24 protein-coding genes are annotated in these 20449 nt (G+C 61.1%); 14 read left to right on the plus strand and 10 right to left on the minus strand.

Annotation, left to right across the window (positions count from 1 at the left end; all coding sequences use genetic code 11):
• Window positions 1-330 precede the first annotated feature (330 nt).
• The 6 genes from AB7008_RS36430 to AB7008_RS36455 are packed head-to-tail and all read left to right on the plus strand — an operon-like array spanning window position 331 to window position 4476.
• Window positions 331-852 carry a Na+/H+ antiporter subunit E gene (locus tag AB7008_RS36430; protein WP_028156578.1) on the plus strand — a complete coding sequence of 174 codons (522 nt, stop codon included), beginning with the start codon at window positions 331-333 and terminating at the stop codon, window positions 850-852.
• Window positions 845-1135, plus strand: a complete 291-nt coding sequence (locus AB7008_RS36435) for a monovalent cation/H+ antiporter complex subunit F (protein WP_441260358.1) — start codon at window positions 845-847, stop codon at window positions 1133-1135. The genes AB7008_RS36430 and AB7008_RS36435 overlap by 8 nt, the downstream gene beginning before the upstream one ends.
• Window positions 1132-1425, plus strand: a complete 294-nt coding sequence (locus AB7008_RS36440; RefSeq protein WP_441260359.1) for a cation:proton antiporter — start codon at window positions 1132-1134, stop codon at window positions 1423-1425. Before AB7008_RS36435 ends, AB7008_RS36440 begins: the two co-directional genes overlap by 4 nt.
• Window positions 1422-2366, plus strand: coding sequence for a Na(+)/H(+) antiporter subunit B (locus AB7008_RS36445; protein WP_441260360.1), 945 nt, complete (start codon window positions 1422-1424; stop codon window positions 2364-2366). Before AB7008_RS36440 ends, AB7008_RS36445 begins: the two co-directional genes overlap by 4 nt.
• Window positions 2363-2704, plus strand: coding sequence for an NADH-quinone oxidoreductase subunit K (locus AB7008_RS36450; protein ID WP_028156575.1), 342 nt, complete (start codon window positions 2363-2365; stop codon window positions 2702-2704). The genes AB7008_RS36445 and AB7008_RS36450 overlap by 4 nt, the downstream gene beginning before the upstream one ends.
• The gene (locus tag AB7008_RS36455; protein ID WP_441261270.1) at window positions 2704-4476 is read left to right on the plus strand and encodes a complex I subunit 5 family protein; all 1773 of its coding nucleotides are present in this window, start codon (window positions 2704-2706) and stop codon (window positions 4474-4476) included. The genes AB7008_RS36450 and AB7008_RS36455 overlap by 1 nt, the downstream gene beginning before the upstream one ends.
• 90 nt (window positions 4477-4566) lie before the next feature.
• Here AB7008_RS36455 and AB7008_RS36460 read toward each other — a convergent pair whose 3' ends face one another.
• Window positions 4567-5277 carry a Bax inhibitor-1/YccA family protein gene (locus AB7008_RS36460; protein WP_014493396.1) on the minus strand — a complete coding sequence of 237 codons (711 nt, stop codon included), beginning with the start codon at window positions 5275-5277 and terminating at the stop codon, window positions 4567-4569.
• A gap of 503 nt (window positions 5278-5780) precedes the next feature.
• Between AB7008_RS36460 and AB7008_RS36465 the strand changes: the two genes are divergently transcribed.
• Genes AB7008_RS36465 through AB7008_RS36480 form a run of 4 tightly spaced genes read left to right on the plus strand, consistent with a single transcriptional unit; the run spans window position 5781 to window position 8287 of the window.
• Complete coding sequence (locus AB7008_RS36465; protein WP_248879236.1) at window positions 5781-6017, plus strand: hypothetical protein; 237 nt, start codon at window positions 5781-5783, stop codon at window positions 6015-6017.
• A 51-nt stretch (window positions 6018-6068) separates the two neighbouring features.
• Window positions 6069-7205 (plus strand): AI-2E family transporter, encoded by a 1137-nt coding sequence (locus AB7008_RS36470; protein ID WP_441260361.1) that lies wholly within the window; start codon window positions 6069-6071, stop codon window positions 7203-7205.
• The gene (locus AB7008_RS36475; RefSeq protein ID WP_441260362.1) at window positions 7202-7801 is read left to right on the plus strand and encodes a hypothetical protein; all 600 of its coding nucleotides are present in this window, start codon (window positions 7202-7204) and stop codon (window positions 7799-7801) included. Before AB7008_RS36470 ends, AB7008_RS36475 begins: the two co-directional genes overlap by 4 nt.
• Complete coding sequence (locus AB7008_RS36480) at window positions 7802-8287, plus strand: DUF992 domain-containing protein (protein ID WP_304490932.1); 486 nt, start codon at window positions 7802-7804, stop codon at window positions 8285-8287.
• A 246-nt stretch (window positions 8288-8533) separates the two neighbouring features.
• Here the strand turns inward: AB7008_RS36480 and AB7008_RS36485 are convergent, their stop codons facing one another.
• The gene (locus AB7008_RS36485) at window positions 8534-9160 is read right to left on the minus strand and encodes a response regulator (RefSeq protein WP_248879240.1); all 627 of its coding nucleotides are present in this window, start codon (window positions 9158-9160) and stop codon (window positions 8534-8536) included.
• 692 nt (window positions 9161-9852) lie between these two features.
• Between AB7008_RS36485 and AB7008_RS36490 the strand changes: the two genes are divergently transcribed.
• Window positions 9853-10269 (plus strand): hypothetical protein, encoded by a 417-nt coding sequence (locus tag AB7008_RS36490; protein WP_441260363.1) that lies wholly within the window; start codon window positions 9853-9855, stop codon window positions 10267-10269.
• Window positions 10270-10768: 499 nt separating this feature from the next.
• Here AB7008_RS36490 and AB7008_RS36495 read toward each other — a convergent pair whose 3' ends face one another.
• Window positions 10769-11953: an ABC transporter substrate-binding protein gene (locus AB7008_RS36495; RefSeq protein ID WP_304490934.1), complete on the minus strand. Its 1185-nt coding sequence runs from the start codon at window positions 11951-11953 to the stop codon at window positions 10769-10771.
• A 217-nt stretch (window positions 11954-12170) separates the two neighbouring features.
• Here AB7008_RS36495 and AB7008_RS36500 point away from each other — a divergent pair, with 217 nt between their 5' ends.
• Window positions 12171-12764, plus strand: coding sequence for a MarR family winged helix-turn-helix transcriptional regulator (locus AB7008_RS36500; protein ID WP_304490935.1), 594 nt, complete (start codon window positions 12171-12173; stop codon window positions 12762-12764).
• 18 nt (window positions 12765-12782) lie between these two features.
• Here the strand turns inward: AB7008_RS36500 and AB7008_RS36505 are convergent, their stop codons facing one another.
• From AB7008_RS36505 to AB7008_RS36515, 3 genes are all read right to left on the minus strand, one after another.
• Entirely contained in the window at window positions 12783-14006 is a 1224-nt protein-coding gene (locus tag AB7008_RS36505; protein WP_304490936.1) for an NAD(P)/FAD-dependent oxidoreductase, read from the minus strand.
• Entirely contained in the window at window positions 14003-14359 is a 357-nt protein-coding gene (locus AB7008_RS36510; protein WP_304490937.1) for a Rieske (2Fe-2S) protein, read from the minus strand. The genes AB7008_RS36505 and AB7008_RS36510 overlap by 4 nt, the downstream gene beginning before the upstream one ends.
• A gap of 68 nt (window positions 14360-14427) precedes the next feature.
• Window positions 14428-15693: a Rieske 2Fe-2S domain-containing protein gene (locus AB7008_RS36515; RefSeq protein ID WP_304490938.1), complete on the minus strand. Its 1266-nt coding sequence runs from the start codon at window positions 15691-15693 to the stop codon at window positions 14428-14430.
• A 59-nt stretch (window positions 15694-15752) separates the two neighbouring features.
• Here AB7008_RS36515 and AB7008_RS36520 point away from each other — a divergent pair, with 59 nt between their 5' ends.
• Entirely contained in the window at window positions 15753-16628 is an 876-nt protein-coding gene (locus AB7008_RS36520; protein ID WP_248879248.1) for an SDR family NAD(P)-dependent oxidoreductase, read from the plus strand.
• A 20-nt stretch (window positions 16629-16648) separates the two neighbouring features.
• A complete protein-coding gene (locus AB7008_RS36525; RefSeq protein ID WP_304490939.1) occupies window positions 16649-17158 on the plus strand; it encodes a cupin domain-containing protein in 510 nt (169 codons plus the stop codon).
• A gap of 528 nt (window positions 17159-17686) precedes the next feature.
• On the opposite strand, the gene AB7008_RS36530 is transcribed toward AB7008_RS36525, so the two are convergent.
• The 4 genes from AB7008_RS36530 to AB7008_RS36545 form a co-directional block, all read right to left on the minus strand.
• A complete protein-coding gene (locus tag AB7008_RS36530) occupies window positions 17687-18160 on the minus strand; it encodes a GlcG/HbpS family heme-binding protein (RefSeq protein ID WP_304490940.1) in 474 nt (157 codons plus the stop codon).
• Between the two features lie 96 nt (window positions 18161-18256).
• Window positions 18257-18637: a c-type cytochrome gene (locus AB7008_RS36535; RefSeq protein WP_248879250.1), complete on the minus strand. Its 381-nt coding sequence runs from the start codon at window positions 18635-18637 to the stop codon at window positions 18257-18259.
• 49 nt (window positions 18638-18686) lie between these two features.
• Window positions 18687-19850 (minus strand): GMC family oxidoreductase, encoded by a 1164-nt coding sequence (locus AB7008_RS36540; RefSeq protein ID WP_441260364.1) that lies wholly within the window; start codon window positions 19848-19850, stop codon window positions 18687-18689.
• Window positions 19813-20442, minus strand: coding sequence for a hypothetical protein (locus AB7008_RS36545; RefSeq protein ID WP_441260365.1), 630 nt, complete (start codon window positions 20440-20442; stop codon window positions 19813-19815). Before AB7008_RS36545 ends, AB7008_RS36540 begins: the two co-directional genes overlap by 38 nt.
• Window positions 20443-20449 lie beyond the last annotated feature (7 nt).

Genomic DNA, 20449 nt, shown 5'->3' on the forward strand with positions numbered 1-20449 from the left:
CCGGGAGGATTGCTCGGTCCGCAGTCGCATTTTCCCCGGTACCGCCATCCGCATTTTTGCCGAAGGAGTCCGCCGTCAACATCGGTAAATCTACTCGTTGGTGCCGGATGGAATCCGTGCTCGGCCATCAGCAGATTCCTGAGACATGATCAGGCAATCACCCGATGTCGCCGGTTCCGTCCACGACGCATCATGCGATCGTCAGGTGAAGCAGTCGCGACCCCTGCCGCGGCTCCGCCGTTTGAATTCTCGTCTGGGGGGCGCAGACGTGCTTCCTCAAAGCACGGCAGACCCGGACGACACAATCCGGGAGCAACCGAGGAAACCGGGATGACAGGGTCCTCAGGTGATCGATACGGGCGTGCCATCGTCGCGGTTGGAGGATCGTGGCGAACTGCCACTTTCAGAGCTGCATTTTTCCTTTGCCTCTGGCTCGTGCTCGCCGGCGCCAATCCGACAGATATTCCTGCCGCCGCGGCAGCAATCGCGGCAGCAACCTGGACAAGCCTGCACCTGCTGGAGCCGAGCAGATCCCGGCGGTCAATTCCTGCCATGGTCCGCCTGGCGCTGCTTTTCCTATACCAATCGGTGGTCGCCGGCGTAGACGTCGCACGCCGCGCGCTCGATCCCCGGCTGCCGCTGCGGCCGGGATTTGTGCTCTATCCGACCGGCCTCTCACGCGGGATGCAACGGAACGTGTTCACGACACTCACCAGCCTTTTGCCTGGCACTGTGCCAGCCGGGGAGGAGAGCGGGCAGCTCGTCTATCACTGTCTCGACGTCGAGCAACCGGTCGTTGCCGAACTTGCCGCGGAGGAAGCGGCGTTGGTTCGGGCCCTCTACAATGACTGAATTCCTCACTGCCGCAGTCGGCTTGATCCTGGCGATGCTGGGGCTTGGGCTGGTCTCCATCTTGCGTGGCCCGACAGATGCCGACCGGATGATGGCGGCACAACTGATCGGGACTGCCGGCATTGCCGTCTTGCTGCTGCTCGGCATCGTGACAGGCGTGCCGGCGGCCGTCGACGTGGCATTGATACTGGCACTGCTCGCCACTTTCGCATCCATCGCATTCGTCAAGAAAGGGCTTTCCCGCCTCGAAACCGATGGGGCTGATCCGGGGAAGGACAGATGAGCGTCGCACGCGACATCATCACGGTTGCGGGAGTGTCGGCAGGCGTATTCTTCTTTTTCGCCGGCACCGTCGGCCTTCTTCGCTTTCCCGACACCCTCACTCGTCTGCACGCGCTCAGCAAGGCCGATAACCTCGGCCTGGGTTTCGTCGTGCTCGGGCTGCTCCCCCAAACAGGAGGCCTGCGCGACGGACTGAAGCTGATCAGCATCTGGATGCTCGTGCTGCTCGCGGGCGCCACCGTCTCCCAATTGATCGCGCGCACGGCACGTCAGAGCGGGTCAGGCGAATGAACATCGCAACAGTGTTCGAGATCGCGCTCGCCGCCGTGGTGCTGGGCCTCGCCATCTGGACGATCGCCGTCCCCGACACCTATTCGGCCACGGTCGGTTTCATCGCCTACGGACTGTTGGTTGCACTGATCTGGGTCCGTCTTGACGCCGTCGATGTCGCGCTGACCGAGGCTGCAATTGGCGGAGGCCTGGGCGGCGTCGTGCTGTTGGGTGCGGCGGCCCGGCTGCGCGATACCGAGGCGATGACAACGGAACGGCCCAGCCTGATCGTGCGCTTGAGCGCGGCCATACTGTCCGCGTCGATCGCGGCAGCGCTGGCCGTCACGATCCTGCTGCTGCCTGATCCGGCGCCAACGCTCGCGCCCTCCGTCGTCGCGAATGCCGGGGCGACCGGAATGGCCAACCCCGTCACCAACGTGCTCATGGCATTCCGCGGAATGGACACCATGCTCGAGAAGGTCGTGCTCCTGCTCGCCATCGTCGGTGTCTGGTCGCTTGCGTCGGACCAGGCCTGGGGCGGTCGTCCCGGACCACGCCACCAGGCTGATCCAAATGGTGTTCTCGCCTTTCTTGCGCGCCTGTTGCCACCCGCCGGCATCGTCGTCGGCATTTACATGCTGTGGACGGGCGCTGATCACCCCGGCGGAGCATTTCAAGGCGGCGCGGTTCTCGCATCGATGTGGCTGCTGGTGATCATGGCCGGGCTGGTCGATACCCCGCCCGTGCGCCGTCGATGGCTACGTCTTATCCTGGTGGCCGGCCCCGGCCTATTCCTTGCCGTCGGCCTTGGCGGGCTCTGTTTTGGGTCGGCGTTCCTTGCCTATCCCGTTGCGTTCGCCAAGCCGCTAATTCTGAGCATTGAGGTCGCGATGCTCCTGACGATCGCGACGACCCTCGGCCTGCTGCTCGCCGGTGCACCTGAAAGGAGCGCTGAACGATGAGCGCCGTGACGGTGTTCGGACTATGCGCCGCCGCGGCGGTCGGGCTCGGGCTCTACGGCCTGATTGCCAATCCGCAACCGCTTCGCAAGATCATCGCATTCAACCTGCTCGGCAGCGGCGTGTTTCTTCTGTTCGGCATCGTCGGGCGACGAGGCGCCGCAGCGGGCTTTGGCAACGACCCGGTGCCGCAGGCCCTGGTGATCACAGGAGTCGTGGTCGCGTTTTCCGCAACGGCTCTGGCGATCGCCTTGTTGCTGCGGCTTTTTCAGATCGCAGGCTCCACGACGCTCAACAGTCGGGCGGCGGCGAGCCCGCGCTCCGATCCGTCCGGTCAGTGATGCTGCCCCCCGCGCCCGCGCTGGTGACCACCGCCGGCGGCTTCCTGCTGGTGCTGTCGATCGTCGTGCCGGTCGCGGGCGTCTTGCTGGCGTTCGCTCTCGGCCAGCGCTACGTCCGGCAGGTTGCTTCCACGGTCGTACCGGTCGGGTCGGCGATTGCTCTCGCCGTTCTCGTGCTCTTGCCTCGGAGCGACGGCCAGCTCGTCTACCTGCTCGGCGCCTGGCCACCCCCGCTCGGCGTAGCCCTCCGCGCGGACGGATTGTCGGCGGTCATGCTCGCGACGACGGCAGTCGTGATCTGCGCGGTCGCCATTTTTGCCGCAACCGATTTTCGTCCCCAATCTGTCGAAGCGCGCGCACCTTTCGCATTCTGGATCCTGCTTCTGGCAATCTGGGGCGCGCTGAACACGATCTTCGTCGCGGGAGACCTCTTCACGCTGTATGTCGCGCTGGAATTGCTGACTTTCGCCGCGGTGCCTCTGGTCTCTCTCGACGGTCGCGCGGAGACGCTTCGGGCCGCGTTGCGGTATCTGCTCTTCGCACTGCTCGGCTCGGTCCTCTACTTGATGGGCACCGCGCTGCTCTATGGTCTCTACGGCACCCTTGATATCGAGTTGTTGTCGCATCGCGTGAGCGCGGACTCCGGCGTGCTCATCGCGGCAGCCTTGATGACGACCGGTCTCCTCGCAAAAACTGCACTCTTTCCGTTGCACCTCTGGCTGCCGCCCGCTCACGCCGGCGCACCGGCCGCAGCTAGCGCGATCCTGTCCGCCTTAGTCGTGAAGGGATCGTTCTTCATCCTTGTGCGGCTCTGGTTCGACGTCATGCCGGGCTTGCCCGGCTCGGCTGCCGCACAATTGCTCGCGACGCTGGGAGCCGGAGCGATCTTGTTCGGAAGCGTTGTCGCTCTCCGGCAGGAGCGCCTCAAGCTCCTGATTGCGTATTCGACGCTGGCTCAGATCGGATATCTGTTCCTGATCTTTCCTCTTGCGTTCGGCGCGTCCGGGAAGCTCGAAAGTGACCAGGCCCTGGCGGGCGGCTTGTTGCAGGCAGTTTCCCATGCGACTGCCAAGGCGGCGATGTTCATGGCCGTCGGATCAATCTACACCGGGCTCGGCCACGATCGTATCACCGGGCTGCGCGGTGTCGCGCGCGCCCTGCCCTTGAGCGTCCTGGCATTCGCAATTGGCGGCATCGCCCTGATGGGTGTTCAACCGAGCGGAGCGTCACTCGCGAAGGAGTTATTGCTCCAGGAGACCGCGAGGACAGGACAATGGTGGTGGGCCATAGTGCTCCAGGCGGGCGGAATGTTCACGACCGCCTATGTCGTGCTGGTCCTGTCCCATGCGCTCGCGCCATCGGACCAGCCGATCGCCCTCGTCGGCCCAGCACCGCTCAGCCGCGACCTCGCGGCACTTGCCTTGGCCCTCTGTTCTTTGTTCCTTGGCTTGCTGCCCTGGGATTCGTATTTGCCGGTCCCGTATGATGCGACATCGAAGCTGTTCGGCATCGACGCGCTATCCAAATTGCTCCTGCCGGTGCTGGGAGGGGCGGCGCTCGCGATCCTGCTCAGCCCGTGGCCACACCCGCTGGGCTCATCCGCGGCCTGGAAAGCGCTCATGAGAGTGGTCGGTCCGCTCCGGCGCGGCTGTCTTAGATTCGGCAGGCTTGTCGAAAGAAGCGACGAAGTTCTCCGTCAATGGTCCGCCGCGGGCATCTCCCTGCTCCTGGTGTCGCTGCTGCTCGCCGCGTCGATGTTAGCAGCAAATTGAAGACTCAGAACAGCCGGATCGCGCAGATCGGGCCGAGGGATTCCCCTGCTCTAATGATCCGGAACATTCTCTCCCGCGCCCAAGGGTTTTCTACCGCCTGCCGCCGAGCAGGCGCAGCAGCATCATGAACAGATTGAGGAAGTTGAGGTAGAGCGACAGTGCCGCGATCACCGACTTGCGGCCTGCCGTCGTCGCATCGTCCCTGCTCTCGTACATCGCCTTGATCCGCTGCGTATCATAGGCCGTGAGTCCCGCAAAGACGCCGACGCCGACGATCGAGATCAACCAATCGAGCCCCGTCGACCTCAGGAAGATATTGACCAGGCTTGCGACGATGATGCCGATCAGGCCCATGAACAGGAAGCTGCCGACCGCGGACAGGTCGCGCCTCGTGGTGTAGCCGAAGACGCTAAGTGCCCCGAACATCGCGGCCGCGATGAAGAACACGCGCGTGATCGAGGCGCTGGTGTAGATGTGCAGCAGCGTCGAGAGCGAGACGCCGACCAGCGCGGCATAGACGAAGAACAGAATGCGCGCCGTTTCCACCGACAGCGTATTGATGCGCGCCCCGATGAAGAACACCAGCCCGAGTGGCGCCAGGATGAGAACCCACATCAACGGGCTCTCTAGCAATGCGGGACCCATGAGCTGATACGTCAGCCACGCCACAATTGCAGTCAGGCCCACGCCCGCGGCCATATAATTGTAGATGCGCAGCATGTAGGCGCGCAATCCGGGATCGATCGCAAGCGCGCCGCCACCAGTGCCTGAGGCAGTCAGATTCGGATCATAATTCGACATCGCTTGCCTCCTTGGATTGGTTCGCATGAACAAACGAAGCTAGCGGTCCGGCCCCTGCGGGAACATCGGATGGTCACCCGAGCGCCGGAAGATATATCACCCTATCTCGGGATACCCGTACCCGCCAGAGCGACTTACCGAAACCGACCATGACGCTGCCGTTCTGCACGCCAGGCATATCGCGACTGAACGCGCTAAGGCAGGCGAGTTGTTTCGCGCGAGCTTCGTGTTGGTCGCGCCGGCCGCTGCGCCCGGATCGGCAAGTCCTCATGAGAGGCGGTCGACCGATTTCCTGCCTCGCCCTCTACATAGAATCCCTGATGCGCCGACCGAGAAGCTGCCTCTAGTCTCGTAACCGGGGGTGGCCGACCTACCCCGTTCAAATTCGACCCTTCCGCCCACCTCATCTCCGGGGTTGAGGGCTCGCTGCACGCGTCCGCGTCTATGCGTTGGCCGTCGGCGCAATCTCGATCTGAAGTGTTGTGGGTCAGTTGGAGACAAACATGAATGTCCGGACCTTTTGCGGTGCCTTGATCCTTGCCGGATCGATTGCAACCGCGCAGTCGACCAGGACCCAGGCGCAGACGACCGATCCGGCCGCATCCGTGCCGAAGCAGGTCACGACACCTGCCCCAAGTACCGCCGCGCCAAATACGAATACGAACCCCACCAAGCATCGCTACTGGCGTCATCGCGGCGGCTCGCATCCCCATTATGGCAGCCGCCGTGTTCGCACCTGAGCCCCGGCGCGACAGTTCGTCATTGCAATCCGCCGCCGAGACACCCGATCGATGAGCGACGTGAGGACAGGACAAGAGCAACCGCGCGAGGTCGTGGTCCGCGAGCCTCCAGACCAGGGCATGACCGACAGGCGGCGCGGCTTTCTCGCAACGGGTCTCGCCCTGCTCGCCATTTGCGTTGCTCTCTTCCTCGTATGGCAAACGGCCTCGAGTCTTCTCATCATCTTCGCAGGCGTGCTGTTTGCTGCCTTTCTGGATGCCGCCGCACGCGCACTGGCGCTAATAATTCCACTCAATCGTGTCTGGCGGCTGACATTCGTGCTGCTGCTATTCAGCACCATGGTCGGACTAGGCCTCGCTTGGGGAGGCGGCAAGCTGCCGCAGCAAACACGCATCCTGCTGGAGGTCATGGACATCCAATTCGACGTCTTGCAGCAACGCCTTTTGACCTACGGCATCGATCTGCTTGGTCCGGAATGGGGGCGCGATTTTGCGCAATGGCTGCTGTCCGATCAAGGCCGGTTCTTCAGCCACGCCCAGCTCGTCCTTGGCAGAGCGTCGAGCTTCCTGACCGGTGTGCTGGTGATCGCGTTCCTCGGCATCCTCTTCGCCTTTGATCCCACCAGCCATCGCGAGAGTCTCGTGATGCTGACGAAGCCTTCCTATCGCGCCCGAATACGCGCCGTAATGAACGAGATGGGAAACGTCCTGCGGCTGTGGTTCGTCGGACAGCTGATCCGCATCATCCTGATGACACTGTGCGTGTGGGTCGCGCTCTATCTGATCGGGCTTCCCGGTCCCTTCGTGCTTGGGCTGCAGGCGGGTCTTTCCAACTTCGTTCCGTATCTGGGGCCGATCCTTGCCGCGATCCCGATCGCGCTCGTCGCGATGCCGCTCGGCGCATCGCTGCTGATCTGGGCCGTCGTCATCTACACAATCATTCAATCGATCGAGGGCTATGTGATCGGCCCGTTGATCCAGCGCCAGGCGGTCGAAATTCCTCCCGCATGGACATTGGTCGCGATCGTGCTGTTGGGCGCAATGCTGGGCGTGATGGGTATCGCACTCGCCATGCCGCTGGTCGCGGTCGGCCGGGTCGCGATCATTAGATTCTACGTCGAGGATTACCTTGGCGATAACAGCGGGCGCATGTCCAACAAGGGACCATCGCAAATGGGAGCGCCATGAGCGAGATTCGGGCCGAACGGAACAATGGAATGGAGCCATCCCCGGCGCACGCGCGGATGACACGTTTTCTGTGGCAGCAACTTCCCTACATCATTGCACTGGTGCTCGCCGTCGCGGGCGTCGCCTATACCAACGCCTCTCACCAGCCTCTCGTTGGCTATTGGGAATTTCTCGCGCTGGCCATCGGCGTTGTGTGCGTCATCAACAAATGGCCGGAGGTCGATGGCAAGGAGGCCCGGTGGCGACTGATCTGGACCCAGGCGCTGCACTGGATTGCCGTCCTGGTCACGATGAACATCATGCTGGTGTCAGGCGTTCAGCAATTGTTGCCGACACCGGCAACCAGCCTCGTCCTTCTCACGTTACTTGCGCTCGGCACCTTCCTCGCGGGTGTCAGTCTTCTGTCGCCACAAATTGCCTTCCTCGGCCTTGCGATGGGCATCACGGTTCCGGCGATATCCTGGTTACAGCAATCCATCATCTTCTTCCTGTTGGGCGCCGTCCTGCTGATCGGCCTCGGCATCACGTTCTGGCTTCGCCAGGATCGCAGCCCAGGGAGTTCGCCCACCAACACCGGAAGTCAAACGGAGGTCTGAATGCGCGTTAACCTGCTTCTTGCAATCATCTGCGGATCCGCCTTGATGTGCGTCGACGCCCTCCCCGCACGCGCCGAGGCGTTCAGGGTCGGCCGGCTCGTGTGCACCAGCACTCCGCGCGTTGGGCTGGTGCTCGGCTCCGCGCAGGAGCTTCGTTGTGTATTCATCACGAGACGCTCGACCCGGCAGTACGTCTACGACGGACGGATCAGGCGCGTTGGTCTCGACATCGGCGTGACCAGCGCAGGAACCCTCTCGTGGGCCGTCTTCGCCAGGAACTCGCGCGTCGGCCCCGGCACGCTGCGCGGGAACTACGTGGGGGCGAGCGGCAATGTCGCGTTCGGCCCCGGTCTCGGAGCGAACGTGCTGATCGGAGGCTCTCGCCGGACGATTGCGCTCCAGCCTCTGTCGATCGAGCGATCGATCGGATTGAACCTTGCGGCGGGAGTTACGAACCTGACACTCGGCCCGCGCGGACCGGGATAGCGGCTTGTCCCGCCCCCCGGGAGCAGGGAGCGGATGGCCCCGGTTGGGGGCGGCCGCGACCGCGCAGGCGCCGTTGGGTTTGCTGGTGGCATCGCGGTCGTCGCCATTGCGGGTGGCGGTGGAGGTGACCGTTCGCGATCCCTTCGCGGACGGGGAAGGACGGAGCTGTGCTTCCGCAGCGATCAGCTCTGCTTCACCGCAGCGATCGGTTGCGAAGCGCGGTGGGCCGGCAGCCGCTGCTTTCGTTCACTCTTCAATCAATTTAGCTCGGATCGCGTAGCGGACCAGTCCAGCTATCGAATTGACCCCCAGTTTTCCCATGGCCGACGCCCGATGCGTTTCCGTGGTTTTCACGCTTGAGCTCAGCATCGCGCTGATACCCTTGTTGCTGTACCCCTCGGCCACGAGCTTGACAACGAGCCGCTCTCGCGGAGACAGCTTCACATGCCCCTCGCCAGCTTCGTCTTCTCGATCCGACTGACCACAAAATCGTCCGCCGACGAATGGCTTACGTGCCATTAGCGCTTCAACGGCAGCCAGCAGTAGCTTGTTTGCGTCCGACTTGACCAGGAACGCGCGCGCACCCGCTTGAAGCGCCTCTTGAGCCAGCACTCCGGATTCGTGCGCGGTAAAGATCAGCACCTCAGTTTCGCGGAGATGTTTTTTTATTCCTCGAGTTATTTCCAGTCCCGTCATGCGCGGCATGAAGAAGTCGACGATCGCAACATCGGGCCGCTCTTTGAGAGCGGCCTCAAATGCCGATTTTCCGTCGGACGCCTCGGCGACAATCATCCAACCCGGCCGCTGCTCGAGGACCGCCCGCAGCCCGGATCGAACAGCATCATGATCATCAGCAATGAGAATACGTTTCATGAGAGGGCTGCCCCGATGATCTTGTCGCGAGAGAACCTGGACGAACTATGGGCTCTGCGTTTGAGCAGCATCTCCAACCGGGCCATCTCATTCGCGCGCAAGAGCACCTCATTATTCAGCGGCGTTCGGGCTGCGAACTGCAGGCACGTTGAATCGTGAAGCTCCGAAGCAATTTGACGATGAACTTCTTCCTGCAGAGCGAACTGTTCGGAATTCGCCTTGCGCGCATGCCTCGATCCCCCGGAGGCATTTCGAACATGTCGGCTGACCGGTGTCTCCTGAAGGGACATGATACACTCGCCTTCCTGCAGTGCTAACTTTCGAACCGCTGGTTTCCTGGCATATGCAGACAACTCTCCGATAAATTTAGCCTACCGCCGCGACACACCGACCACACAATCAGTATAACCACTACGTAGAAATCCTCTAGGCAGCCAATCCCCGTCGTGTGCCGAGCATCCCAAATTTGGCGCGATGCTCCCTGATTCAAATCAAGGAGCTGCAGGTAAGGAGCAGCATGCGGGTCGTCGAAAACGCGATTATGAAGACGCGCCCGTCAATCTGCGCGCTGTGTCATCGCCCGCTTGACGGCGGCGGCAGCAATCGAGCGGCCCGGCGAGGGTGTTGCGCCGCAAAACAGTCCGCCGCTGTTTAGGTAAGACGTCTTTCCATATTCCGCCCGGGCCGCCTCTTTGAAATTCCGTAATTCGGAAATCAACAGAGGCATCGTCGGCTTGTCGTTCGGCGTCGCATCGATCTCCGGATCCATCGCGGCTTTTTATTCGGAGCTGTTCGACACGCGGATCCGCTACACTGGTCTCGTCTTCGCAAAAGAAGTCAGCGGCACTGTCAGCGGCGGCTTTACGCCACTGATTTCGACGCTGCTGGTGCAGTGGAGTGGCGGCCCAAGCTGGCCAGTCCCGGTCTACATGATGGTCACGGCGCTGCGGCGTTTTTGTGCGCCTATCTCGCCAGGGACATCCTCGACGTCGGCCAGCGAAACGTCACAACTGCGACGAAACGCGACGCTCTTGTGGGCGTGCGTGAAGTCATGGACGATACTGGCGACCATGCGAGATGACGAGCGCGACGGTGATGCGAACCAGTAAGAACATCTCGCGAACACCGCCAAGTCGACGCACGGTGCGATGTCCGACACCAGAAGCGTCGCACGACACGCGCTTTGCTCTGTCGCCTGAAATGGAAAAACCCCGGGCTAGTAGGGCTTTCGATATGGTGGGCGCACCAGGGCTCGAACCTGGGACCCGCCGATTAAGAGGCTGATCGTCTACGAGCAACTACAAGTATTTAGCTGTAAAAGACCGTCTCAAAGGGCCTATATAGATCAATAGGTTACAACCGAAATGTAAATCGCAAATCGGCGTTTTTGCTGACCTGCGACCCTTACGTCCCGAACGTAAGTAGTAACCGAAAAGATCAACAAAGACAGTGATATTCGCTAGCGATTGACCATCGTTATCGCCGTTTGTTCTGGGGTTTCGGTGGTCAATCGGGGTCACCTTCTGATCTCACTGAACCATTTTGGCCTATCCGACCGATCGGCGGCTCAAGTCAGCGGCCCGCTACCGAACCAAAAACGCTTCGCCTCTATCGCGCGGCCATGGTGCCGGACATCGGGACCCAGCGCTCACCATCGAAGCGTTGCGGCCGGAGTGACTTGATGAGACGGTAATCGTCAGGGGTGGAGTTCACGGTGATGCCGCTAATCAGGCCCGGAAGCGCAACGTTCTTCAGCGCAGTGGCGTGCTTCATGATGTTCTGCCGGGAGAAATCCGTCCCGCAAGCCTCGAGTACCCTGGCCATGAGGACAGCGACGTTCCACCCCGTGAAATTGAGCTGATCCTCAATGTCGCCCTCGGGATAGTATTTCTTCATGAAAGCCAACCACTCCAGATAGGCGGGGTCGCTTGCCCATTCAGGATCGCCCACCGTTTTCGTCGGCGTGGCCGAAATCGCACCTTTGGCGTTTTCGAGCCCCGCCGGCTTGAGAATCGTCGCGACGAAGTTGCTTCCGATCGGTAAGAACTGTTGCGCGTGCCAGCCGAGTTCGCCGGCCTTGCGGATCGCCTGGGAGGTGAATTTGCCGGTCGAAGCGTTCAGAAAAACATTGGCATTGGTACTGGCCAATGAGACGACCTGGGACTCAACCGTCGGCGACGTCACCTCGTACGGCGAGGCGGCGACTATCTCGGCTTGCGGATCGAGTCGCGCCAGCTCGGCTTTGAAGCTGCGGAGATATTCGCGTCCATAGTCATCGTTCTGATAGAGCACCGCGATGCGCGCCCGCGGTATGCTCTCGGACACGAGGCGCGCATAGATCGCGGCCTCGGTGCTGAACAGCGTCATTCCCGAGATCGTGTAGGGGCTGGTCTTCGGATCAGCAAAACGATCGCTTGCGGCAAAGACGAAGAGCTGCGGCACCTTCCGGCTATTGAGATACTTCTGGACTGCCGCATTCTGCGCCGTCCCCATGCTGCCGAAGATCGCGACAGCCTCATTGCTCTCGACCAGCCTTCGGGTCTGTTCCACCGCTTTTGGCGGGCTGTATCCATCGTCGAGCGAGATCAGCTTGATCTTGCGGCCGTTGATTCCACCGCGCTCATTGATCATCTGGAAATAGCGCGTCTGCACCTTGCCGACCGCGCTCAGCGCCGAGGCTGGACCGCTATAGGGCATCGTCTGGCCGAGGATAAGTTCCTCTTCACCACCCAGGGCTGCGCTTGAGGCAATCAGTGAAGCTGCGACAAGGAATGCCGAGCCAAGTCCCCGCATATTGTCCTCCCATCTCTATTTCTTACCTAGAATATTCTTCCTAGGAAGATAATTGTCAATATCGTACTGCGGCGGCAAATGGCCCCGTATCGGCGCCGCAAGCAGATATTCGACCAATCGCGGGAACTTGCCGCGCGACACGTAACGTCGAGAGTGTTAGATTGAACCAGCGTATGATGCGGCGCCTTCTGGCGCGGACCAAGGTGAGTAGGAAGGAATGCGGAAGAAGAACGTGCCGGGCGGCGCAGTGCCTGTCGGCAGAGCTACGTCCAAGCTCGATAATGGCCTCTACGACGATATCGAAGCCGCCTGGCTCGAGCAGCGCCCCGACCTGGACCTGGCCGCAGCCTGCACCCTGTTGCGACTGGAACGGGCCAACCAGCTACATGAAGTACGCTTGCAGGAGATATCCAAGACTATTGGCCTGCAGACCGGCGAACTCTACGTCCTGCTCGCGCTGCGGCGCTCGGGAAAGCCGTATGAATTGCGCCCGACCGATCTGTTTCGTGCCCTGCTCGTCACGTCCGGTGCCATGACCAAGCGCGTGGCACGGCTGCAGGAGGGAGGCTTTATCCTCCGCGTCTCCGCGAACGACGATGGTCGCTCCGAATTGGTCCGCCTGACCGCGAAGGGCCTTGCGACCGCCGACCGCGGCATCACCGAGATCGCGAAGGTCGTGGAAAGCGTAACCGAGGCCAGTGGCCTGACCAAGGTCGAGATTGCGATGCTCGACCGATGCTTGCGCAAGCTTTTGTCTGTGAAGACGGTGAAGGCGACGAAGAAAACGAGCCGGCTTGCGGCGACAGGCTAGGATCGCGGCCCAGCCAGACTAGCTTGTCTTCAGCAGTGCTTTGATATCGAACGCGCCGTCTGCCGCCTGTTGCGGCGTCGGCGAAATGCCCGCCGCGATCAGGCGGCGCGCCGCCATCTGGTCGCCCGACTTATTGATACTGTCGACCGCGACAAGCCTCTCCCGCCTGTAATGAAACACGGAAAATCTGCCCTCATCGATCGAGCCACGCGTCACCATCTGGTCGCAACGACCGGAGAGCCCCACGATCTGGAGCTTGAGGTCGTACTGATCCGACCAGAATCTGGGAACACTGTCGTAGGGCTGATGGCGATCCGCGATCGCGAGCCCCGCCGCCCTGCCTTGGTCCTGGGCGTGCTGGACCGACTCTAGCCTAAGCCACCCCTCCGCAAACCGACTGTAGTGGTTTGCGCAGTCGCCAGCCGCATAGACGCCGGGCACGTCGGTGCGGCCATGCTCATCCACAACGATTCCATTCGAGCAGTTCAGCCCGGCGTCACTGGCGAGTCCATCGCTTGCGATTCCGCCGATGCCGACGACAACGAGCTCCGCGCTCAGTCGATCGCCGCGGCCAAGATCAATTCCCGCAACTCGACCGGCATCGCCGGTCATCGAAACGACCGTCTCGCCAAGCCTCACATCGACGCCCGCTTGCGCATGAACATCGAGCAGGAAGCGCGAGACGATTGGGGACACCGCCCGCTCCAGCAGCCGCGAGGCGGCCTCGACCAACGTGACCTTCTTGCCGAGCTTCGCCGCCGACGAAGCAACCTCAAGTCCAATGAACCCGCCGCCGACAATGACGACTTCAGTCGTCCGCCCCAAGCGAGCCTTGAGATCGATGGCATCGGCGACTGTTCTGAGATAGCAGACCCCATCGAGCTCAGCCCCGGGGACTGAGATCCGCCGCGCTCGCGATCCCGTGGCAATCACAAGCTTGTCGAAGCCCAGCCGCGTGCCGTCCGCCAGCGCGATCCGCCTTGCCCCCCGGTCAATCTTGATTACGCTGTACCCGAACAGCAGATCGATTTGCTCGCGCGCGAAGAACGCACCGTCGCGCAGGACGAGATTCTGCTCGCCGGCCGCGTCGAGCAAAAACTCCTTCGATAGCGGCGGCCGCTCATAGGGAAGCGAATATTCGTCGGCGACCATAGTCACCGGCTCGGAATAACCGGCTTGGCGGGCATTCAGCGCCGCCTGAACACCGGCATAAGATGCTCCGATGATGACGAGCCCGCTCACGCTTCGGCATCCAGCGCTTGATCGGGGGCTCTCCCATTCGCAGCGTTCTCGTCGAGATTCACGTAAACCTCGCCATCGCGAATCTCGACCTTGAATGCCCTTATGTCCATGTAACCACCGGAACGGCACTTTCCGTCGCGAACATCGAACATCGCACCATGCAGCGGACATTCGACGACATGGCCTTCGAGAAAGCCGGTCGAGAGCAGCGCGAAGGCATGCGAGCAGACATCGTCCGTCGCGTAAATGTCGTCGTCGACCTTGTAGAGCGCGACACGCTGGTCACCGACGTCGAAACCCAGCGGCTCTCCGTCCGACAGTTTCGAGGCGGCGCACAAATGCTTCCAGGTCATGCCACGATATCTCCAGAACCGGCGCACGGACGCGGACGGGACGTCCACGCCCGACGCCTCGAATCCCATCAGCGGGGAATCTGCCGCCAATCTTCGGCAGCGGACGCCAGCCGGCCGCCGACTGCACGGATGTCCTTATAGGACATGGTCTCGCTCTGGCCGCTCTTCGGCGGCTTACCGTCCATGAAGCCGCGTACTTCCTCAAGCAACTGGCGACGCACCCTGACGATCGCCTGGTCCGCCGAACAGAGGTACTCCTGTGACCGGTCGACAATCGGGCCCATGCTGACCATCACCACGAAATCCTCGATGACGATCTCGTGGAAGCCGGTGCTGTTGCCGGCATCCATGATCTGGCGGTTCTGTCCCCAATTATTGGCTTGATCACCCAGGAGACCGCCGGCCATCGGCCACTGATTGGCCCGCTGCACCTTGCGCCAAGAATCCACTGGCTTCTCTGGATTGTAGTAGATGTACCACTGGATCAGGTTCTCATCGTCGATCGGTACGGCAATGATCGCAGTGCGATCCTGCTGCGGCCCAGAGAAAATTGGCGCGATCAACCCGTAGTAGGGCATCACGAACTCGGTCACGCGCGCAAGACATGATCCCTCGGGGCCCGAGCGAAGCGCGGCAGCCCGAAATCCATACGGCTTCTTGTCAAACTGGTAGCTGACTTCGGTATTGACCCGTGTTGCCCCGAAGTCCGTTGCCGAGCTTGCGGTCCAGCTCTGGTGCAGGAGAGCGACATGTGAGGAATCGATAGTCGCTTCGACGCCCTGCAACCAGTTCGCGTTGAGCTCGATGCCGGCCGCGTAGACTTGGTCCGGCGGTAGATCCATCCATTCAAAGTCAGGCGCGGGTGGCGCCGTGCCTTCGCCGAGCCAGACCCAGATCAGGCCCGCGCCTTCGCGCGTCGGATAGGCGTTCGCCTTCACGGTCTTTGCGAACTCCTTGGGGTTGTTTGGCTCGTTGGGAACGTCAAGTACTTCGCCGCCGGCACTGATTTTCCAACCATGGAACAGGCAGGTCAGTGAGCAATGGTCGACCCGAGCCAGCGCGAGCGAGGCACCCCGGTGCGGACAAGCTTCATCGAGGAAGCCGACAATCCCATCCCCGCCCCTGAAGGCCACGAAGTTGCGGCCGAACAGCTTGACGCGCACCGGCGCCTCGCCCTTACGCACGCGCACCGAGAGGACGGCCGGCAGCCAGTAATGCTGGCGCAGCATGCGTCCCATCGGCGCGTCACCGGTGACGCGGCACAGTAATTCATTCTCTTCCCTGGTGACCATGGCGATCCATTCCTGGTTGACACGTTTCGTCGTCAGGCCCATTATCTTCCTAGGAAGATTGTTGTCAATACATCTTCCAAGAAAGATATAATGGAGGGCATATGGCCGAGCGACGCTTGAAGGACTGTGTTGCGCTGGTGACGGGAGGAAGCCGCGGAGTCGGCAAGGGCGTGGCCATCGGCCTCGCTGAGGCTGGAGCCACCGTTATAGTGACCGCACGCACCCGTAGCAGCAGCGGCGCGGAATGGCCCGGTTCTCTCGACGAGACCACGGCGGCAATCGACGCCGCTGGCGGCAATGGCGTCGGCATCCTCTGCGATCATTCTAATGACGCTTCGGTCAGGGATGTCTACGATCTGATCCGGCGCAACTACAGACGTCTGGATGTGCTAGTGAACAATGTGTTCGCAGCCCCGAACGTCATGCCGGTCAACGTGCCCTTCTGGCAGCTCCCGACCTCGCTGTGGGACACCTTGCATCACGTCGGCTTGCGCTCGCACTTCGTGGCCAGCCAATTAGCCGTCCCGCTGATGCTGCCCCAGAGGCGCGGCCTGATCGTCAATACATCGTCAGGCGGCGGCGTCCGATACACGTTCAACGTTCCGTTCGGCGTACAGAAATCGGGTGTCGACAGAATGGCGCGCGACATGGCGCATGAATTGAAGCCGTTCGGCATTTCCGCCATCTCGATCTGGCCCGGCTTTATCAAGAGCGAGAAGCTTTCGGCGCAGCCCGACCGGGTGCCGGCGGCGCTCGCCAAGTTGATTGCCGAGAGAGGTGAGACGCCAGTCTTTGTCGGTCGCGCGATTGCGGCACTGGCCGCCGATCCAGATGTGATCACCAAGACCGGTCAGATCCTGCTCGCCTCGGAACTGGCCCAAGAATATGGCTTCACCGACATCGATGGGAAAGTCCCACCTCCGCCGAGCCGCGATCCTACGCCGCTTTCAGTATTCGTCCCTTCGGCGGCCACTTGAAGATCAAACAGGAGACGCCAATGACCGTTGCATTGGAAACGATGACGCAGCTTGCGGATTACAACTGGCGCCGGCTGTCGCTGGCTGTTGTGGCCGGTCTCGCCTGCGCGGTAGCCATCGCGAGAACTTTGCCGGTTGCGATGGACGCGATATCGGCTGTTCCAGCGCCGCTGTGCGCCGACAATACGCCGGACTCATCGCTCAACAGAGTCGAGGTGATCACCTCGCACGCACTGCCTAATGTCCCGGGCAAGAGGGTCACGGTGGTCCGCGTGAGCTACGGCCCAGGTGGCTTCACGCCACCGCATCGCCACGGCGGATCGGTCACGGCCTACATCACCAAGGGCCAGGTACGCTCACAGCTCGAGAACGGCCCGCTAGAGACATTCGAGGTCGGGCAATCATTCTTTGAACCCCCAGGAGCGACGCATCTCGTTTCCGCCAACGCAAGCAACACCGAACCTGCCGAACTGATAGCTGTCTTCGTCGCCGACGAGGGTGCGGAGCTGACGACTCTCCTCGCCCGTTAGCTGCGAGCGTTCAATGTTGCCGATTCGATCACGATAGAGCATCCGAACGCCCGTTTCTGCATGTGCGACCGGCCAACACAGAACATGGAGCAAACCAGTTGCAGGATTTGTTAGGACCGATCGCCTTAACCGGAAGCCCTGCGCGGGGACACGAATCTGTTTCGTAGAACCGCGGCTAGCCGGGACAACCGATTCCGCTGACGCGACGGCATCAAGCTTCTTCGTGATCTACAAGATGGCTATCGTCGAGATCCCTTGTAATCTTTCGGCATCCGAGCAGGGCCAATCACGTATCACGCCGCAATCATTAGATCGAACATGTCCCGGCAATAAAATGCACCGCGCCAGCCAAGCTAGCGCGGTGGCTCCCCTCCAAGCCTAGTCCTGAGACGCAAGGCGAGTGATCTTTTCAGCTGAGATAGTCGCTCGCTGAGGAAACGGCTCGCCTGTCCGCGCGTTGCCGTAGTGATGGCGAGCAGGGCCTAGATGTGCCACCCAGGAATTACCATGACGGAGCGCATGCGCCGTTCACAAAGCTCCGGAATCCGATGTCAGACCAAGCGCTCGCGCCACGCCGGCACCGTAGGCTGGATCCGCCTTGGTGCAGTTGACGAGGTGACGTTCCTTCACCTCAATGCGAGCATCACCCATGGCGCGGGCCCTGTTCTCGAACCGGCCCTGATTGATTGCGTTCTCCAGCGCTTCGGTCGGCTTCTTGAACAGCGCGGCCGTCCGCGCTTTCCCCTGCGCCAGTTCGACGCTCGCGATATAGGCCGCGTTGTCCATCCGCACCAGCAGGATCGGCCAGCCGCCATCATCGACGACGGCGATTACGCCAGCTAGTCGATTGCGTTCAGCTTCCGCTATACCGGCCGCTACGATTCTCTCAGCGGTCGCCAACGTCAGAACTTTCTTCTCCAGGAATTGGGCGATCACCCCCTGGGTCTGAAGCGCAACCGCGACTGGAACCGCCGCCAACGCAAGTCGGATCGATTTCCTCATGGAATAGTCTCCTCAAGTCAGTGGTTCGCCTTGCTATAACGCAGGTACCGATCGGTCTGACCAAGTTCGGTGGCACTGATTGTTCGAGCTGCGCGGTCATTTCAGCGTCTCGATATAGGCGATGAGATCGGTTCGCTGCTGTGGATCTGCAATTCCGGCGAAGGGCATTACCGTACCCGGCACGGCTCTTTGCGGTGCGGCAACGAAGGCATCGAGGGATTTATCGTCCCAAACGATGTTGGCGCCTTTCATTGCCCGGCTATAGTGGAATCCCTGCACCGAACCCGCCTGCCTTCCCACGACTCCGAGCAATCCTGGCCCCATCCGGTTGCTCTTGTCCTTAGCGTGACAGGACGCGCATTTGGCAAACACCACCTCGCCTTTGGCCGGGTCGCCGGCCGCATTGGCGCTATTGATGAGCATGGTGATCAGGAGGATCATAGTTGCTGTAGCGAGCATTCGATCGACGACACGCATATTCGACTTCCTTTGAAGTTCTGGCGGGATTTGGCCCAGGTTCAAGTGCCTAAAGCATCTGTGGACGCTGTGCGTAGCGGACGAGATCGTCCCCAAGCTTGAGTGCAAGCGCTCCTAAGGGACCTGTTGGGTTGTATCCGGCGTTGAAGGGATAAACCGACGCGCCCACGACAAACAGATTCTGCGCATCCCAATGCTGAAGATGCGGCGATACCACGCTGGTGCGGGGGTCGGCGCCCATGATGGTCCCCCCAGTAACATGTGTGGTCTGATAAACTCGCGAATCGTAGGGCCCTTTCCGCGGTGAAGGCGTTCCCACGATAGTGGCGCCGCTGGCACGCGCGATTTCCACGGTCTTTTTCGTGAGATACTCCGACATACGTAATTCATTCTCGCGGATATCGAAGGTCATGCGCAGCAACGGCTGGCCGTAGGCGTCCCGATATGTCGGATCAAGGTCGAGATAGTTCTCGCGATGGGGATACCAGCTCCCGTGGACGTAGATATTGAAGCTGTGCGCGTACCAGTCCGCGTTTGCCTGCTTCCATTTTCTTCCCCATTGCGGCGTGCCGGGAGGCACGATGCGCTTGGTGATCGGACGGCCACTAGTGATATTTGAATAGATGTATCCACCGCCGAAAAAGCCAAGGCCGCTATGATCGAAATTGTCTTCGTTGAACTCGTCGATGCAGGTCTGTGAGGCACCGGCGGCGAGGAACGGGTTGATCCACCGATCCTTGAAGTGCACGTTCACTCCTGACATCGTCTGATGGCAGAAATTCTTGCCGACAACGCCCGTACCGGCCCTTGGATCGTATGGCTTGCCGATACCCGACAAAAGCAGTTGCCTGGTGTTGGACATCGTGAACAATCCGAGAATGACGATATCGGCCGGCTGCACGTACTCCTCGCCGCTGAGCCGATCGATATAGCGAACGCCGCTAACTCGCCTGGCCTTCTTATCGTAGTCGATCCTGGTCACATGCGAATGGAGCCTGAGCTCGAACCCTTTCCGCTTCTGCAGCATCGGATAGAGCAAAACCTGTGGGCTTGCCTTGGCATTGGCCTCGCAGATAAAGCGCTCGCAGTGGCCGCAGAACTGGCATTGACCGAGCTGCATACCATCTGGGTTCGTGTACGGGCTCGGCGAATTTGCTGCCGCCATCGGAAACGGCTTATAGCCGAGACTCTCGGCAGCTTTCGCAAAGATCAAGCCGGCCTCGGTGGGAGGGGGGCTGCGGATATTCATCCTGGCGCGGCGCCTCAAATGGATTGCCGCCTGGCTGGATGCGGCCTCGGATATTTCCGGCCTTTCCCGAAATGCCGAATAATCTTTCCCACAGCGCGTGATATGGCTCGAGCTCGCCATAGGTGACGCCCCAATCCTGCACGGTCAGTTCTGCTGGAATCGCCTTCTTGCCATACCTCGACTCCAGTCTGGTCCGAAGGACCGGATCATATTCAGCCCAGCGCCAAGTCTGGCCATTCCAATGATTGGCGGCACCGCCCATTCCTTCGCCCGGAAGAAATGCCTCCATGCGCCGAACCGGAAGGGCTTCTTCACTGCTCGCGTGGCGCAGAGAATAGGTCTCGATCGACCAGTCCTGGACCAGTCCCGCGTGTACGTCCCATCGCAACTCGTCGCGCTGATTTGGTAACTTGGCCTCCGCGGCCCCGGTGTGATCGCCTCCCCGCTCGAGGACGAGGACGTCAATTCCCTTTGCCGTCAGTTGCCTCGAGATCAGGCCTGCTGTAAATCCGCCGCCGCAGATCACGACCGTACGAGACTTCAATATTTTGACCATCAGCTTC

Source organism: Bradyrhizobium sp. 521_C7_N1_3, from assembly GCF_052075975.1.
Classification (GTDB): Bacteria; Pseudomonadota; Alphaproteobacteria; order Rhizobiales; family Xanthobacteraceae; genus Bradyrhizobium; species Bradyrhizobium japonicum.

Excerpts from the sequence above, each read along its gene's own strand:
- AB7008_RS36515 (WP_304490938.1), bottom strand. The coding sequence starts at position 15,693 with ATGGGCCTGACGACGAAACGTGTCAACCAGGAATGGATCGCCATGGTC.
- AB7008_RS36500 (WP_304490935.1), top strand. The coding sequence starts at position 12,171 with ATGCGGAAGAAGAACGTGCCGGGCGGCGCAGTGCCTGTCGGCAGAGCT.
- AB7008_RS36485 (WP_248879240.1), bottom strand. The coding sequence starts at position 9,160 with ATGAAACGTATTCTCATTGCTGATGATCATGATGCTGTTCGATCCGGG.
- AB7008_RS36530 (WP_304490940.1), bottom strand. The coding sequence starts at position 18,160 with ATGAGGAAATCGATCCGACTTGCGTTGGCGGCGGTTCCAGTCGCGGTT.
- AB7008_RS36520 (WP_248879248.1), top strand. The coding sequence starts at position 15,753 with ATGGCCGAGCGACGCTTGAAGGACTGTGTTGCGCTGGTGACGGGAGGA.
- AB7008_RS36465 (WP_248879236.1), top strand. The coding sequence starts at position 5,781 with ATGAATGTCCGGACCTTTTGCGGTGCCTTGATCCTTGCCGGATCGATT.
- AB7008_RS36545 (WP_441260365.1), bottom strand. The coding sequence starts at position 20,442 with ATGGTCAAAATATTGAAGTCTCGTACGGTCGTGATCTGCGGCGGCGGA.
- AB7008_RS36450 (WP_028156575.1), top strand. The coding sequence starts at position 2,363 with ATGAGCGCCGTGACGGTGTTCGGACTATGCGCCGCCGCGGCGGTCGGG.
- AB7008_RS36525 (WP_304490939.1), top strand. The coding sequence starts at position 16,649 with ATGACCGTTGCATTGGAAACGATGACGCAGCTTGCGGATTACAACTGG.
- AB7008_RS36495 (WP_304490934.1), bottom strand. The coding sequence starts at position 11,953 with ATGCGGGGACTTGGCTCGGCATTCCTTGTCGCAGCTTCACTGATTGCC.
- AB7008_RS36470 (WP_441260361.1), top strand. The coding sequence starts at position 6,069 with ATGAGCGACGTGAGGACAGGACAAGAGCAACCGCGCGAGGTCGTGGTC.
- AB7008_RS36480 (WP_304490932.1), top strand. The coding sequence starts at position 7,802 with ATGCGCGTTAACCTGCTTCTTGCAATCATCTGCGGATCCGCCTTGATG.
- AB7008_RS36440 (WP_441260359.1), top strand. The coding sequence starts at position 1,132 with ATGAGCGTCGCACGCGACATCATCACGGTTGCGGGAGTGTCGGCAGGC.
- AB7008_RS36535 (WP_248879250.1), bottom strand. The coding sequence starts at position 18,637 with ATGCGTGTCGTCGATCGAATGCTCGCTACAGCAACTATGATCCTCCTG.
- AB7008_RS36430 (WP_028156578.1), top strand. The coding sequence starts at position 331 with ATGACAGGGTCCTCAGGTGATCGATACGGGCGTGCCATCGTCGCGGTT.
- AB7008_RS36445 (WP_441260360.1), top strand. The coding sequence starts at position 1,422 with ATGAACATCGCAACAGTGTTCGAGATCGCGCTCGCCGCCGTGGTGCTG.
- AB7008_RS36460 (WP_014493396.1), bottom strand. The coding sequence starts at position 5,277 with ATGTCGAATTATGATCCGAATCTGACTGCCTCAGGCACTGGTGGCGGC.
- AB7008_RS36510 (WP_304490937.1), bottom strand. The coding sequence starts at position 14,359 with ATGACCTGGAAGCATTTGTGCGCCGCCTCGAAACTGTCGGACGGAGAG.
- AB7008_RS36475 (WP_441260362.1), top strand. The coding sequence starts at position 7,202 with ATGAGCGAGATTCGGGCCGAACGGAACAATGGAATGGAGCCATCCCCG.
- AB7008_RS36435 (WP_441260358.1), top strand. The coding sequence starts at position 845 with ATGACTGAATTCCTCACTGCCGCAGTCGGCTTGATCCTGGCGATGCTG.
- AB7008_RS36455 (WP_441261270.1), top strand. The coding sequence starts at position 2,704 with ATGCTGCCCCCCGCGCCCGCGCTGGTGACCACCGCCGGCGGCTTCCTG.